Source organism: Nocardiopsis sp. NPDC055551 (assembly GCF_053619415.1).
In genome coordinates this window covers 175145-189892 of the sequence record NZ_JBSHJJ010000004.1, presented here as the reverse complement: position 1 = coordinate 189892, position 14748 = coordinate 175145, and the positions used below count along the sequence as shown (strand labels likewise).

Sequence of the window (14748 nt, the reverse complement as noted above, 5' to 3'; positions counted from 1 at the left end):
GGCTCGGAGATGTGTATAAGAGACAGGGACCGGGCGCACGCCGGGACGTTCATGGGGCCACGGTCAACGCGGCTCCGGGAGTCGTGGCACCGGGTGCGATCCGGTCTGTAGTGGCCGGGCGAACACGCGCTGGGGCCCGTGTTCGCTGGCGTCGTAGTGGCGACCGGTCGGTGCGAACCCGGCGGCGAGGTAGGTGCGTTCGCCGTCCTCGTTGCCCTCGTTGAGGCACAGGACGATCTGTTCGGCGCGGGGGGCGACCTGGACGACGAGCAGGTCGAGCAGCGGGGCCGAGCACGCGGTGCGGCCGATTCCCTTGCCCTGGTGTTCGGGTGCGATGTGGAAAGCGCGCAACAGCACCGCCTCGTCGGGTTCGTCGACGATCTCGCGCAGGACCCCGCGGCGGTCGACGATGCCGAACCCGACGCAGGCCCTCAAGGCGCCGGCGTGGTCGGACAGGTCGCCCTCGGTGAGGACGATGGCGTACGGGAAGCGTTCGGGGTCGTCGTCGGCACGGGGCAGGGTGTGCACCGCCTCGTCGACGAACCTGCGCTGCCCGGGGGCGACCCGTTGACGGGCCACCACCTCACGCAGCAGTTCGACCTCGGGGTTGTTGCGGTCCAGACGGACCAGGCGCAGTCCGGGGACCGTGCGGTGTTCGGGGACGGGGGGCTGAACCTCTTCGGGGGTGTTCACCGGCACCTTCATCCTCCACTCGCTGTCGGAGCGGACCCGCCTCGTTCGCGAAGCGGGCCCGACCGTCAGTCTTACACTCCGACCGGATGCCAAACCGTCTTGGTCTCCAGGAACGGCGTCAGGCGAGAGGTGCCGGGGTCGGTGTCGAGCCAGGCCTCCTCGCCGCCGTCGGCCTCCGGCCCGGGGCGCAGCACCCGGGTGAGGGTGGTGGCGGCGGCCTTCTCGAACTCCACGGCCCGGTCGCCCGCACCCGCCAGGTCCAGGGCGTCGACGTCGGCGTGCGCGGTCAGGTGCGGGCCGAGTTCACCCACGTTCCCGGTGAGGATGTTGACGACCCCGCCGGGAACGTCGGAGGTGGCGAGCACCTCGGCGAGCTCGATCGACGGCAGCGGAGCGGTCTGGGAGGAGACCACCACCGCGGTGTTGCCGGTGGCGATGACCGGGGCCAGCACCGAGGTCAGGCCCAGCAGCGGCGCGCCCTGGGGCGCGAACACCACGACCACACCGGTCGGTTCGGGCGCCGAGTGGTTGTAGTACTGCCCGGCGACGGGGTTGGCGCCCCCGATGACCTGGGCGAACTTGTCGGTCCAGCCAGCGTAGTACACCCAGCGGTCCACGGCGGCCCGCACGTAACGGTCGGCCTTGGCCCGGGTGATCCCCTGGGCGGCGACCAGTTGCTCGGCGAACTGGGTGTGCCGTCCCTCCATGACCTCGGCGATCCGGTAGAGGATCTGGCCGCGGTTGTAGGCGGTGCGTCCGGACCAGCCGCCGAAGGCCTTGCGGGCCGTGGCGACGGAGTCACGGGCGTCCTTGCGGGAAGCCAGTGAGGCGTTGGCCAGATGGGTACCGTCCGCTGAGGTCACGGGGTAGCTCCTGCCCGACTCCGAACGGGGGAAGGCCCCGCCCAGGTAGAGCTTGTAGGTCTTCTTCACCGCCAGGCGGGCCGGGACCTCGGCGTCGACCTCGGCCGGGGCCCCGCCCTTCTTCTTGTTCTCGCGCCGCTCAGCCAAGGTAGGCCTCCAAACCGTGTCGCCCGCCCTCGCGGCCGTATCCCGACTCCTTGTAGCCACCGAAGGGGCTGGTCGGGTCGAACTTGTTGAACGTGTTGGACCAGATGACGCCGGCGCGCAGACGCTCGGCGGTCCAGAGCATGCGCGAGCCCTTCTCGGTCCACACCCCGGCGGAAAGCCCGTAGGGGGTGTTGTTCGCCTTGGTCACGGCCTCTTCGGGCGTGCGGAAGGTCAGCACCGAGAGCACGGGGCCGAAGATCTCCTCGCGGGCCACCCGGTGGGCCTGGCTGACGCCGGTCAGCACGGTGGGCGCGAACCAGTAGCCGGACTCGGGCAGGTCGCAGGCCGGCGACCAGCGCTCCACGCCCTCCTCGTCGGCGGTGGCGGTGAGCTCGCGGATCCGCTCCAGCTGGGCGGCGGAGTTGATCGCGCCGATGTCGGTGTTCTTGTCCAGAGGGTCGCCCAGGCGCAGCTTGGCGATGCGCGCCTTGAGCCGGGGCAGGAACTCCTCGGCGATGGACTCCTGGATCAGCAGACGCGAGCCGGCGCAGCACACGTGGCCCTGGTTGAAGAAGATCCCGGTGACCACGCCCTCCACCGCCTGGTCGATGGCCGCGTCGTCGTAGACGATGTTGGCGCCCTTGCCGCCCAGTTCCAGGGTGAGGCGCTTGTCGGTGCCGGCCACGGACCGCGCGATCTGTCGGCCCACCTCGGTGGAGCCGGTGAAGGCGACCTTGTCGGTGCCCGGGTGCTCGACCAGGGCCCGGCCGGTCTCACCCGCGCCGGTGAGGATGTTGACCACGCCCGGGGGCAGGTCGGCCTCCTGGCAGATCTGGGCGAAGACCAGCGCGGTGAGCGGGGTGGTCTCGGCCGGTTTGAGCACCACGGTGTTGCCGGTGGCCAGCGCCGGGGCGATCTTCCACGCCAGCATCAGGAGCGGGAAGTTCCACGGGATGACCTGGGCGGCCACGCCCAGCGGTCTCGGGTTCGGGCCGAATCCGGCGTGGGCGAGCTTGTCGGCCCAACCGGCGTAGTAGAAGAAGTGCGCGGCGACCAGCGGAACGTCGACGTCGCGGGTCTCCTTGATGGGCTTGCCGTTGTCCAGCGTCTCCAGGACGGCCAGTTCGCGCGAACGCTCCTGGATGATCCGGGCGATGCGGAACAGGTACTTGCCGCGTTCGGCGCCGCTCATGCGGCCCCACACGGTCTCCTGGGCGCGGCGGGCGGCGGCGACGGCGCGGTCGACGTCGGCCGCCCCGGCCACCGCCACATGGGCGAGTTCCTCCTCGTCGGCCGGGTTGAGGTCGGTGACGTACTCACCGCCCTGGGCCGGGGTGAACTCGCCGTCGACGAACAGGTCGTAGGTCTCGCGCAGGCTGACGACGGAGCGGGACTCCGGTGCGGGCGCGTACTCGAAGATCACGGCTAGTCCTGCGTGTAGTAGTCGGGGCCCGGGTAGGTGCCGGTGGACAGCCTGGTGCGCTGCATGAGCAGGTCGTTGAGCAGGCTGGAGGCACCGATCCGGAACAGGTCCGGGGTGAGCCACTCGGGCCCGGCGGTCTCGTTGACCAGCACCAGGTTGCGGATGGCGTCCTTGGTGTTGCGAATGCCGCCGGCGGGCTTGACGCCGACGCGACGACCGGTCGCGGCGTGGTGGTCGCGCACGGCCTCCAGCATGATGAGCGTGACCGGGAGCGTGGCGGCCGGGGCCACCTTGCCGGTGGAGGTCTTGATGAAGTCGCCACCGGCGCGCATGGCCAGGTGGGAGGCGCGGCGCACGTTGTCGTAGGTGTTCAGCTCACCGGTCTCCAGGATGACCTTCAGGTGGGCGTCCCCGCAGGCCTCCTTGACCGCGACGATCTCCTCGTGCACCTTCAGGTAGTCGCCGGACAGGAACGCGCCGCGGTCGATGACCATGTCGATCTCGCTCGCGCCGTCGGCCACGGCCCGCCGGGTGTCGGCGAGCTTGACGTCCAGGGGCGCGCGCCCGGCGGGGAAGGCGGTGGCGACCGAGGCCACCCCGATGCCGGTGCCGCGCAGCGCCTCCACGGCGGTGGCGACCATGTCCGGGTAGACGCACACGGCGCCCACCTTGGGCACGGTGCGGTCGGCCGGGTCGGGCAGGGCCGCCTTGGCGCACAGGGATCGGACCTTGCCCGGGGTGTCGGCGCCTTCGAGGGTGGTCAGGTCCACCATGGAGATCGCCAGGTCGATGGCGACCGCCTTGGCGGTGGTCTTGATGGACCGGGTGGACAGGTCCTGGGCCCGGGCCCGGGCGCCGACCTCGTCGACACCGGGCAGGCCGTACAGATAGGCCCGAAGCGCGTGGTTCGTGGTCGCCTCGGGCGCGGTCGCGGTGTGTGACACGGGCACCTACAGCTTCGTCGGTTCACTGTGACCGTCCGCCACCGGTTGGGCGGGGACGGCGGGTCCCGGGTCGTCCGCGGGGGCTCCGCGTCCCGGCCGGGGCCGTCAGGCAGTCACCATAACCCCGGGCCCCGTCGGTGGCATCGCCTCGTGTGTTCGGGGTCATCAAGGTTGGAGAAATCTCTAAGGCTCATGCCATGTGATCGTTGTCCCTTCCTCCCAACAGGCGCTCGAAAAGCCCCAGAACGGCCCTTTCACCGGCCTGGTCCCCCGCCCTCGCCCCAGGCGCGGTCTAGACCGGACCACTCCCCTGAGCGACTCGGAGCGAGCGCGAACGTCGCGCCTCGCGGCTACGCTGGGCGCCATGGCGGAATTCCGGATCAGCAGCGACGACACCCAGGTCGACCTGCGCAAGATGGCGCTCGCCCTGGCCGAGTCCCAGGGGTGGGCGCGCGACGACGTGAGCGTCTGGGACAACCGGCGGGGTGAGGTGATCGTGACCGTCGACGACGCCCTGCTGCGCAAACCCGTCGCGGACCCCGAGCACCGACCACGGCACACCCCGCACGCCGTGCACGAGGCCTGTGAGCTGATCCGCCGGGAGGACCCGTCACTGCGGGGGGTGGACTTCGCCTTCCTCAAGGCCGAGTCGGCCCGCTTCTTCTCCGCCGGGTGGACCCTGGCCGACCTGCGGCACGCCCTCCTCGAACGCCCCGACGGGTCGGTCTGGGACCGGGGCGAGGAGTTCCGGGGCGGGCGTTGGTTCGTCCATCGTCTGGCCGCCTGGAAGACCCCCGACGGCGACATCCGCCCCTCCCTTTCCCAGGAGGCCTCCCAGCTGAGGGTGATCGGCAGGGCCGGGCTGCCCATGGACATCGGGCTGCCCGAGGACGCCGAACTCGCGCAGCGGCCGGTGGCCCGCCCGGAGGTGGCGCGCTCGGCCGCCGACGACGCCCGCCGACTGATCCGGCAGAACACCCGGACTACCACCGACTCGCTCGCCCACCGGGACCGCACCTCGGCCAACATCCGACGGCCCGAGGGCCGCTGAGCGCCTCGCTCGGTCGTCTCCCTCAGCCGCGCCGGTCCCGGCCGCCGGCCTCGTCCATCAGCACCACCGCGCTCTCGGCGACCTTGCCCAGACCGAGTTCGAGCGGTCCGCGCCCCAGCAACGGGCGCCACAAGGTCGCGAACACGAACGAGCCGAGGATGAACCACTCCAGGTAGAACGGTCCGCCCGCGGCGTTCTCCGGGTGGAGGGCGACGATGACCGCCAGGACGAGGATGTGCCCGGTGTAGACGGTCAGCGGCATCCGGCCCACCGAGGTGAGCGGGTACATCACGCGCGGCAGCCGCTCGGCCAGCAGCACGCAGATCACCAACACCAGCAACGCCTGGCCAACGGCCTCGAAGATCTCGAAGGTGGTCCCGGTGTGGGGGGTGCCCACCGCCAGCCACCACCAGCTGTCCGTGTGCACCTGCCCGCTGATGCTGTGCATGGCGTCGATGGTGTTCCAGCGCAGTTCCTCGGCGGTCCCGGCGTCCACCGAGCTCAGCGGCGAACCGTTGAGGAAGGTGCTGTGGGCCTCGGTGAGCCGGTCCAGGCCGCCCATCGGGTAGAGCAGCACCCACGGCCCCAGGTAGCCGATGGCGGTCATGATCGCGCCGCCCACGGCCATGCGCACGCGCACCACCGTCGCGGTCAGGTCCGTGCGGCCCACCGCCATACCCGCGAACATGAACGCCATGAAGGTGATGGCCGGGTAGTAGCCGGTGAGGAAGAACTCCGAGAAGGAGGTGACGGCGCCGGTACGCGGCTGCGCGGGGAACAGGTCCTGGCGCAACAGGAAGGACACGATCGGACCGAACACGGCCAGGGTCGCGGCGGCGACCCACAACACGACCGCCCGAGCGCGGATCAACGGCAGCGCCAGGACGAAGAACCCGGCGTAGTAGGTGAGGATGATGGCCACCGGAACCGCGAGCGAGTCCAGGAACAGGCCGAGCAGACCGATGACCAGCGACCGGGCCACGATCTTGACCATCACCCGATGCAGCGGCCGGCCCGAGACCGGTTCGGCGCGTCCGCTCATCAGGGCCAGGGACACTCCCGCGAGGAAGGCGAAGAGCGCCGAGGAGTTGCCCCGGACCAGTCCGTGCAGCTCCCAGCCCTGTTCCTCGGGCAGCAGCCCGAAGGAGACCACCCCGAGGTGGACCGCGAACATGCCGAAGACCGCGAGCGCCCGAGCGGCGTCGATGCCGTCGACACGATTCTTGGCGGGGGGACGGTCGTCGGGAAGGGTGCCGGTGTCGTCAGACTGGTTCTGTGCCACGTTTGTCAGGCTATGCCGACCGCGCGTGGGTCTCCAACGCCCTGACGTTCTCCTAACGGCCACACTCGGCCGGCCGAAAGGCCCGCCCACCGGGCGAACCTCGGGGCGTGGACCGCGTCCCCCGCCGAGCACCGGGTCCGGTGTTGGGCGGGGGACGACCGTTCGTGGGCCGGATCAGCCCCCGTCGACGATCTCGCTGAAGTGATCCAACGCCTCGGGGTTGGCCAACGAGTCGCGACTGGCCACCTTCTCCGGGCTCTCACCCATGAGGATCCGCTTGACCGGAACCTCCAGCACCTTGCCGGACAGGGTCCGTGGCACGGCGGCGATGGCGCGGACCCGGTCCGGGACGTGTCGGGGCGAACAGTCGGTGCGGATTCTGCGGGCGATCTCCTTGGGCACGTCGCCCTCCAGGTCGGCGCCCTCGCGCAGCACCACGAACAGTTCGATCCGCGAGGAGCCGTCCTGCTGCGGGACGTCCACCACCAGGGCGTCCAGGACGTCGTCCAGGGCCAGGACCGCCCGGTAGATCTCACTGGTGCCCATGCGCACGCCACCGCGATTGATGGTGGAGTCCGAGCGGCCGTAGATGATCGCGGTGCCGCGGTCGGTGATCTCGATCCAGTCGCCGTGCCGCCAGATCCCCGGGTAGACGGCGAAGTAGCTGTCGCGCAGGCGTGAACCGTCGGCGTCGCCCCACAGGAACACCGGCATGGACGGCGCGGGTTCGGTGACCACGAGCTCGCCGACCTCCCCGACGAGCTCCTTGCCGTCGGGGTCCCAGGAGGCCACCGCCATGCCCAACCCGCGAGACTGGATCTCGCCCTCGTACACGGGGAGGGTGGGGGTGCCGCCGACCAGGCAGCTGCAGATGTCGGTGCCACCACTGGTGGAGAAGAGCCACAGGTCGGGGCCGAGTTCCTCGTACACCCAGGAGAACGCCTCGGGGCTGAGCGGGGAACCGGTGGAACCGATCGCCTTGAGCGCGGACAGGTCGCGCCCCTCGCGCGGGACCACGCCCTCCTTCATGCAGGAGGACAGGTACCCGGCGCTGGTGCCGAACACGGTCACCCCGGCCTCGGCCGCCAGGTCCCACAACGCGTCCATGTTCGGGGCGGCGGGGCTGCCGTCGTACAGGACGATGGAGGCCTTGGTCAGCAACACGCTGACCAGGAAGTTCCACATCATCCACCCGGTGGTGGTGAACCAGAGGACGCGGTCGTGCTCCTGGGCGTCCAGGTGCAGGTTCAGGTTCTTGAGTTGTTCGAGGAGGATGCCGCCGTGGCCCTGGACGATGGCCTTGGGCAGACCGGTGGTGCCCGAGGAGTAGAGCACCCACAGGGGGTGGTCGAAGGGAACGGGGGTGAAGGTCAGTTCGGCGCCCGCGCCGGAGGCCACCAGGTCGGCCCAGGGAAGGGCGCCCGCCGACTCGGCGTCGGGGGTCAGGTGGTCGAGCAGGACCGTGCGTTCCACGGTGGGCAGGGCTCCGCGCAGTTCCTCCACCACGGAGCGGCGGTCGAAGTCCTTGCCGCCGTACCGGTAGCCGTCCACGGCCAACAGCACCTTCGGCTCGATCTGGGCGAACCTGTCGATGACGCTGCGCACGCCGAAGTCGGGTGAGCAGGAGGACCAGATGGCGCCGAGGGAGGCCACGGCGTAGAACGCGGCGGCCGTCTCGGGCAGGTTCGGCAGGTAGGCGGCGACCCGGTCGCCCTCGCCCACACCGAGTTCGCGCAGCCCGGCCGCGATGGCGGCGGTGCGCTCGCGCAGCTCGCCCCAGGTCCACTCGCCGAGTCCGCGCAGTTCGGTGGCGTGCCGGATCGCGACGGCGTCGTCGTCACGGCCCTCGAAGATGTGCCGGGCGTAGTTGAGGGTCGCGCCGGGGAACCACCGCGCCCCGGGCATGCTCCGGTCGGCCAGGACCGTCTCGTAGGGGGTGTCGGCCCGGACCCCGTAGTAGTCCCAGATGGAGGCCCAGAACCCGTCGACGTCGGTGACCGACCAGCGCCACAGGGCGTCGTAGTCGAAGTCCCTTGCCTCGGTGGAGTCGCCGCCGAAGGCATCGACGCCCTTCTCCCGTGCGGCCCATCGTGCGAACGCCACGATGTTGGCGGAGTCGATCCGCCGCTCGTCGGGTTCCCAGAGCACACGGGGCACGCTGCTCTCCGTCATTGGCCCGCCTTCCGATCGCGTGGCTTTGCGTTGCTTCGAGACCCATCTAACAGCACGCCGTGCTCGCGATCACGGGCCGGCCCGACCTAGTGGATTCCATGGAGTTCGCAGGTCACCACGGTCGTGGAAGTACGTGGGAACCCCACTTCCGAAGTCCTGGAAAGAGTGGGGTTCCTACGTTGACCCACGGCCGGTGGGCTCAGTTGAGGGACATAACGATGGCGACGGCTTCGGCGGGCGAGTCGACGACCACGGCGCCGGTGGCCTCCAGGCGCTCCCGGGACATCAGTCCGCCGGCGACCAGGATCGGCTGCGCGCCGGCCTCGCGGGCGGCGCGGGCGTCGTCGTCGATGTCGCCGATGAGGACGACCCGGGTCGGGTCCAGTTCCTGGTGGCGCAGGTGGTGGATCAGGTGTTCGGCCTTGGAGTCCTGTTCGGTCTCGAACCTGCGCCCCTCGACCCGGGTGAAGTGCGAGGTGAGTCCGCGTTCACCGATCAGCGGGACCAGGTGGTCGTGGGAGGCCATGGACAGCAGCGACTGGGTGCCGCCCGTGCCGGTCCAGTCGTGCAGGACGTCGGGGACACCGGGTGCGAGGTCGCACGTGGGCAGGTGCTTCACGTAGTTGGTGTCGTACAGTTCCTCGGCCCGGTCCCACTCCCCTTCGGCGAAGGAACGTCCGAGGAGTTCCTCGTAGCAGGAGACGAGCGGGCGGCGGAAGATCGAACGCCAGTACTCCAACTCGACGGGTTCGCGGCCGAACCCCGCGCAGACGGCGTTGACCGCGGCGAGGTTGGCGTGGTTGTCGTCCAGGAGGGTTCCGTTCCAGTCCCAGACGATGTGGCGGGGGTCGCTGTTCTCGAAAGTCATCTCAGGCATCGGATGCACTTTACGGCCACGGGCCGATTTCCGGTATGCGGTTTCGGCCACCCTCAGGCGGGGTCTCCCAGGTCATGGCCTTCCCGATCGACCGACCGACGTTCCGCGCGGATCCGTCGGCGTCGGCGCACGACCCACACCGCGAACAGCACCATCAGCGGGAACACGATGAGGATGAGCACCGGTAGCAGGATCGCCATCACCGAGGTCAGGAAGCTGACGACGTCCTCCAGGAAGGAGACCACCGGGGCGGCCACGCCGAAGCTCATCGCGTTCATCACCGGCCGGGCCAGCGCCTTGACCACGTGGAAGGCCAGGGCGATGAGGGCGCCGGCGATGACCGCGCCCCACGCCACCCCGCCGGAGCCGGCCGCCGCCCCGGAGGCCTCACCCGTGATCTCGGCCAGTTCCACCGTCGAGGCGCCCGCCCCGAACGTGATGCCACCGGCGGACGGCCGGACCACGGTCTGAACGGCGTCGTTGAGGCTGTCCAACGCGGGGATCTTGTCCGCCGCGAACTCCACCACCAACAGAACGGTGAGGCTGATCAGGGTGATCGGGTGTTCCAACCAGGTCCAGGAGGGGCCGAGCGGGACCAGCTCGGTGAATCGGGCGATCAACCCCACCAGAAGCAGGGGGACGTAGGCGTTGAGCCCGGACGCGGAGGCCAGGCCCAACCCGGTGAGGGTGGCGAACATGCGGTTCCTTCGTGCACGACGGACAGGAATCGGCGCCGGCTCCTCGAAGCCGGCGGTCATCCATGTTGACGCTCCGGAAGGGCCTCTGGTTGTGGATTGCGCGTAACGGCCGGCGCCGAGTCACTGTCGGTAGTTCTCGACCTCGGAGACCGGCCGGACCTCGGCGTCGTCGGGGTCCCGCCCGAACTCGTCCTTGGCCCGTCGCTGACGCAGCAGGTCCCAGCACTGGTCGAGCGCCTCCTCGACCTCCTTCATCCGACCGCGTTCGGCCGGTTCCAGTCCACCGGGTGTGGAGCGGAGCGCGTGCTCCTCGTCCATCAACCCGCGGATGGTCGTCATGATGTCCTGTTCGGCGCTGTCGCTCATAACGCCATGGTCCGCGCGCTCCGGAGACCGGGGCAAGGGCCGGGCACCCCGGGTTGTCCGGTTCGGACCGAACATTTACGCGAGGCCGGGAACGACGTCGGTCCCGTGACCCGGGGCCGAAGGTCCCGGCGGTCTGGGAAACTCCTACTACGGCCGCGTTGGTGGTGTTTCGTTCCGGGTCGGCGGCCGGCCGAGCGGAATAGACCACGAGGCCCCGCCCTTGAATACCTTTAGGGGGTATTGTTATGGCAGTTGAGCAGGCAGAAGAGGGAAACGGCGGCATGACGGCGAACCACGGTTACAGCCACGACAAGCAGAGCCACATCAACCGGCTCCGCCGCATCGAGGGCCAGATCCGTGGCCTGCAGCGCATGGTCGAGGACGACCAGTACTGCATCGACATCCTCACCCAGACCTCCGCGGTCAACAAGGCGTTGCGCTCCTTCGCCCTGTCCATGCTCGACGAACACCTCAAGCACTGCGTCGCGCACGCTGTGGCCAGCGGCGGCGAGGAGGCAGAGGAGAAGGTCCGCGAGGCCTCCGAGGCCATCGCCCGCCTGGTCCGTTCCTGACGACCGTCCCGCGTCCCGCTCGGCCGGACCCGGCCACGGGTCGCCGGCACCATCCCTGATCAGGCTACGTTCTCGCCATGGCCCCCGAACAGAACACCCTCTCCACCACGCTCGAACGCCACCTGGCGATCCCCGTCCTGCTGAGCGCCGCCCTCTCCGTTCCGGCGGTCTTCCTCTCCCTGTGGGGCGAGGGGATCTGGTCCGAGATCGGGGCGCGGGTCAACTGGTTGGCGGGGTTGGTCCTCTGGGCGGAGTGGATCCTGCTCATCGCGCTGGCCGAGAACAAGCTCGACTGGCTGCGTACCCACCGGTGGAGCACCTTCGTCGCGGTGTTGACGGTGCCGGCGATCGTCTTCACACTCGGCCCCGCCCAGCTCCTACGGTTGGTCAGGATCGCCGCAACGCTGCGGTTGGCCCGGGTGACCCGCATCATCGAGGCGGGCGGGGTACTGCGGCGACGTATGGGGTTGCGGGGGCTCTGGGGGAAAGTGGCCCTGGTCGTCACCATCGCGCTGTCCGCGGTGTTCGTCGCGACGATCCTCGCCGACCCCGACTCCCCGATCCGTCGTTTCCTGGCCGACCCGCCCGGCCTCTTCGACCCGTGGAAACTCCTCTTGGCGCCGGCCCTGATCGCGGTCGCGGTCGTCCTCATCATCGTCATCCGTCGGCGCGGCGCCCGGAACGCGAAGGGCCCCGGAACCACGTCCTCCGACGTTCCCGGGGCCCTCGACGAGGGTTCGACTCAGTCTCCGTAGCGATCCTGTTCGTTCTCCCGCAGGCGGGCGCCCGTCTTGCGAGCGCTCTCCGCGTCCAGGTAGTCCACCTTCTCGTTGGCCACGAACGACGACGGGCGCCCCTCGTCGGCGAACCCCATCCGGGCGACCTCTCCCCCGGTGACGGCGCGGATCCCCCAGTTGGCGACGATCCGCGCCCGTGCCGTGGCCGAGGGCACCGCCATCACGTGGTAGCCGCGGGTGACGCCCAGCGCCGGCAGACCGCTCAGGTCGAACCTCATGATGCGGGCGAGCGCGTCACTGCCGCTCAGGTCCACCACCAGCCCCATGTCCTTGTGCCGGAACTCGCTCAGCGGCCGTCCCAGGATCGAGTTGACCACGTTCTGCGCCACGGTGGCCGCCTGCCTGCTGGCGTACTGGGCCGTGGGCGGGCAATAGGCGCTCTCGGCGCTCGACAGGTCGGGCACGGCGGCCGCGTCACCGATCGCGAACACGTCCGGCTCTCCGGGAACGGACAGGTCCGCGCCGACCTCCAGTCGGCCGCGCATCGTCGGCTTGCCGAGTGTCTCCATGAGCGGGCTGGGAGAGACCCCCGCGGTCCAGATCAGGGTTCGGCACGGCAGGGCGCGCCCGTCTGTCAGCACGACCTTGTCGGCGGTGACCTCACGGACGGTCACCTTGAGCTTGACCTCGACGCCCAGGTTCCGCAGCAGGTTCAGGGCCTTGCGGCCTAGTCGGTCACCGAGTTCGGGCAGGACCTTGGGCGCGATGTCGATCAGGTGCCAGCGGATCACCGAGCGCAGTTCCGGATAGAGGCGGGCGGCCTCCTCGCACAGGCGCTTGAGCGAGGCCGCGGTCTCCACACCGGTGTAGCCGCCACCGACCACCACGAAGCGGCAGCGTTCCTCCCGTTCGAGCGGATCCTTGGAGTCGTTGGCCAGTTCCAGCTGGCCCAGCACGTGGTCACGGAGCAGGACCGCTTCGGCGAGGGTCTTGGCTCCGTAGGCGTACTCGGTCAGGCCGGGGATGTCGAACTCCCGGGTCAGGCCACCGGGCGCCAGGACGAGCCGGTCGTAGGGCACGGGCGCGAGTTCGCCGGTGGGGCGTCGCACCACCACGGTGTGGTCCTGGGTGTCCACACCCACCGCGTGCCCAGGCACGAACCGGGTCTTCTTCATGAGCCGGTGTACCGACATGGCCACCGACTGCGGGGTGAGGAGCCCCGAGGCCACCTGGGGCAGCAACGGGCTGTAGAGCATGTAGTCGTTCGGTGCGACCAGGGCGATGTCGGCCGCACCGTTGGGAATGCGGCGTTCGAGGTGGCGCACGGTGTGAAGTCCACCGAATCCCGCACCGACCACCACGATCCGAGGCCGAGACATGTGTTCACCGCTCCTTCTTCGTATCGGGGGCGGGACGTCCTTCGCGTCTGCGGGCCGTCGGACGCAGGAGTACCCACTTCACCGCCGTCGAATGTACGAGCACGCGTCCCGTTTTCCCCAGAACCCACACGGAACGTTCCCGGGACTTTGTGCCGCATTGGACCTTCCGCGTGACGGCATACGGGAACTTCGCTGGGACGAAACCTCCCCTTTGTTGCCGGAGCGGCCATCCGACATACATGGTTGGTCACTGTGTGTAGTCATTCACGTATGGAACGTGTTGACCCGTGACAGGAGAGGGGCAAGGAACTCGTATGCGATCGTTCACCAGGATCGCCGCCACCACCGTGCTGGCCGGAGGGCTGACCGTGTTCGGAGTCGGGGCGGCCTTCGCCGACCCGCCGGACGAGGTGACCGAGCCGAGCGAGGAGGTCACCGACACCACCGACGAGGTCGCCGAACCGGGCCAGGAGCTGTCGCCCGAGGCCGCGGCGCTCCTAGAGGACCCGCAGGTCCAGGAGCTCCTCGCGGATGAGGACGCCGTCGAGCTGCTCAGCGACCCCGAGGCGCTGGAGATGTTCGGGGCCCTCCTGGAAGCGAAGGGCCCGGCGGAAGCCCTGGAGGAGCTCGACCTTCCGGCGTTCGGCGACGACGCTCCGGAGAACGAGGCCCCGGACGAGACCGAAGAGGCTCCGGAGGCCGAAGAAGCCGGGGAAGCCGACGAGGTGACCGGCGACGCTCCGAACGAGAACGTCACCCAGCCGGTGGAGAACGTCACCGAGGACACGGAAACCTCCTAGGTTCCCGACCCGCGTGAAGGGGGAGGGCGGCACTCGGGCCGCCCTCCCCCTTCACGCGGGTCCGGTCAGGTGTCGTCGGCGAGCAGGGCCGCCGCACCCATCCGCAGGAGCAGGTCGGCCATGGCCTCGCGGGAGAGCGACCCGCGGCTGTGGGGGGTGGAGTTGAGCAGGCCGAACGCGGCGTGCACCGAGGCGCGCAGGGTGGACGCCGGGGTGTCGGGACGCAACCTGGCCAGGACGCCGACCCATTCCTCCACGTAGCCGCGCTGGAGCCGACGGACCCTGCGCTGGTCTTCGGCGGTGAGGTTGCCCAGTTCACGGTCGTGCACCGTGATGAGGTCGGGTTCGTCGAGCGCGAAGGCGATGTGCCCGCGCAGCAGTGCCGTGAGGGCCTCGCCTGGATCATCGGACCCGGATACGAGGTCGCGACCGCGTTCGGCGAGACGTTCGCTGATGTCCACCAGGACGGCGCCCAGCAGGGCCTCCTTCCCTGGGAAGTGTCGGTAGAGCGCGGGACCGGTGGTGCCCACCGCCCGCCCGAGGTCGTCGATGGTCACCCTCCTGTAGCCGTGAGCGGCGAAGAGCCGGGCCGCCGCGCCCAGGATCGCCACCCGTCGCCCAGCCGTTCTGGGTCCCACAGCCCTCGCCGCCATCCGCCCGCCTTCCGAGTCGCGCCAACCCTGGACAGCCATGTTAGTAGTTACTAACATCACCGTTGTTAGTGAGCATTAACATCCCTCCACG

The 14748-nt window shown here is 69.8% G+C and carries 14 protein-coding genes, 1 tRNA gene and 1 pseudogene; 5 read left to right on the top strand and 11 right to left on the bottom strand.

The window, feature by feature from the left end:
- Positions 1 to 63 precede the first annotated feature (63 nt).
- The 4 genes from ACWGSK_RS09445 to deoC form a co-directional block, all read right to left on the bottom strand.
- The gene (locus ACWGSK_RS09445) at positions 64 to 699 is read right to left on the bottom strand and encodes a GNAT family N-acetyltransferase (protein WP_452455623.1); all 636 of its coding nucleotides are present in this window, start codon (positions 697 to 699) and stop codon (positions 64 to 66) included.
- A 65-nt stretch (positions 700 to 764) separates the two neighbouring features.
- Positions 765 to 1703: an aldehyde dehydrogenase family protein gene (locus ACWGSK_RS09440; protein ID WP_452455622.1), complete on the bottom strand. Its 939-nt coding sequence runs from the start codon at positions 1701 to 1703 to the stop codon at positions 765 to 767.
- Positions 1696 to 3126, bottom strand: coding sequence for an aldehyde dehydrogenase family protein (locus tag ACWGSK_RS09435; RefSeq protein ID WP_358515736.1), 1431 nt, complete (start codon positions 3124 to 3126; stop codon positions 1696 to 1698). Before ACWGSK_RS09435 ends, ACWGSK_RS09440 begins: the two co-directional genes overlap by 8 nt.
- A gap of 2 nt (positions 3127 to 3128) precedes the next feature.
- On the bottom strand, positions 3129 to 4076 hold the full coding sequence (gene deoC / locus ACWGSK_RS09430) for a deoxyribose-phosphate aldolase (protein ID WP_358515733.1): 948 nt from the start codon (positions 4074 to 4076) through the stop codon (positions 3129 to 3131).
- Between the two features lie 358 nt (positions 4077 to 4434).
- Between deoC and ACWGSK_RS09425 the strand changes: the two genes are divergently transcribed.
- Entirely contained in the window at positions 4435 to 5121 is a 687-nt protein-coding gene (locus tag ACWGSK_RS09425) for a hypothetical protein (RefSeq protein WP_358515730.1), read from the top strand.
- A 22-nt stretch (positions 5122 to 5143) separates the two neighbouring features.
- Here the strand turns inward: ACWGSK_RS09425 and ACWGSK_RS09420 are convergent, their stop codons facing one another.
- The 5 genes from ACWGSK_RS09420 to ACWGSK_RS09400 all read right to left on the bottom strand — a co-directional run bounded on the left by ACWGSK_RS09420 (position 5144) and on the right by ACWGSK_RS09400 (position 10516).
- Positions 5144 to 6403, bottom strand: a complete 1260-nt coding sequence (locus tag ACWGSK_RS09420) for a heparan-alpha-glucosaminide N-acetyltransferase domain-containing protein (protein ID WP_452455621.1) — start codon at positions 6401 to 6403, stop codon at positions 5144 to 5146.
- A 174-nt stretch (positions 6404 to 6577) separates the two neighbouring features.
- A complete protein-coding gene (locus ACWGSK_RS09415; protein WP_452455620.1) occupies positions 6578 to 8575 on the bottom strand; it encodes an acetoacetate--CoA ligase in 1998 nt (665 codons plus the stop codon).
- A 199-nt stretch (positions 8576 to 8774) separates the two neighbouring features.
- The gene (locus ACWGSK_RS09410; protein ID WP_452455619.1) at positions 8775 to 9452 is read right to left on the bottom strand and encodes an HAD family hydrolase; all 678 of its coding nucleotides are present in this window, start codon (positions 9450 to 9452) and stop codon (positions 8775 to 8777) included.
- 53 nt (positions 9453 to 9505) lie between these two features.
- Positions 9506 to 10150, bottom strand: a complete 645-nt coding sequence (locus ACWGSK_RS09405; RefSeq protein WP_452455618.1) for a DUF4126 domain-containing protein — start codon at positions 10148 to 10150, stop codon at positions 9506 to 9508.
- Between the two features lie 120 nt (positions 10151 to 10270).
- Positions 10271 to 10516, bottom strand: coding sequence for a DUF2630 family protein (locus ACWGSK_RS09400; protein WP_358515716.1), 246 nt, complete (start codon positions 10514 to 10516; stop codon positions 10271 to 10273).
- A gap of 281 nt (positions 10517 to 10797) precedes the next feature.
- On the opposite strand from ACWGSK_RS09400, the gene ACWGSK_RS09395 reads away from it, so the two are divergent.
- Positions 10798 to 11088, top strand: a complete 291-nt coding sequence (locus tag ACWGSK_RS09395; protein ID WP_452455617.1) for a metal-sensitive transcriptional regulator — start codon at positions 10798 to 10800, stop codon at positions 11086 to 11088.
- Between the two features lie 77 nt (positions 11089 to 11165).
- Positions 11166 to 11843: a metal-sensitive transcriptional repressor family protein gene (locus ACWGSK_RS09390; protein ID WP_452455616.1), complete on the top strand. Its 678-nt coding sequence runs from the start codon at positions 11166 to 11168 to the stop codon at positions 11841 to 11843.
- On the opposite strand, the pseudogene ACWGSK_RS09385 reads toward ACWGSK_RS09390, so the two are convergent.
- Positions 11831 to 13132 (bottom strand): annotated as a pseudogene (locus ACWGSK_RS09385) (NAD(P)/FAD-dependent oxidoreductase); the annotation flags it as partial. The gene ACWGSK_RS09390 and the pseudogene ACWGSK_RS09385 overlap by 13 nt on opposite strands.
- On the opposite strand from ACWGSK_RS09385, the gene ACWGSK_RS09380 reads away from it, so the two are divergent.
- A tRNA-OTHER gene (locus ACWGSK_RS09380) sits at positions 13088 to 13185 on the top strand. The pseudogene ACWGSK_RS09385 and the gene ACWGSK_RS09380 overlap by 45 nt on opposite strands.
- Positions 13186 to 13518: 333 nt before the next feature.
- Complete coding sequence (locus tag ACWGSK_RS09375) at positions 13519 to 14004, top strand: hypothetical protein (RefSeq protein WP_358515708.1); 486 nt, start codon at positions 13519 to 13521, stop codon at positions 14002 to 14004.
- A 65-nt stretch (positions 14005 to 14069) separates the two neighbouring features.
- On the opposite strand, the gene ACWGSK_RS09370 is transcribed toward ACWGSK_RS09375, so the two are convergent.
- Positions 14070 to 14642, bottom strand: coding sequence for an SACE_7040 family transcriptional regulator (locus ACWGSK_RS09370; RefSeq protein ID WP_452455615.1), 573 nt, complete (start codon positions 14640 to 14642; stop codon positions 14070 to 14072).
- Between the last annotated feature and the right edge of the window lie 106 nt (positions 14643 to 14748).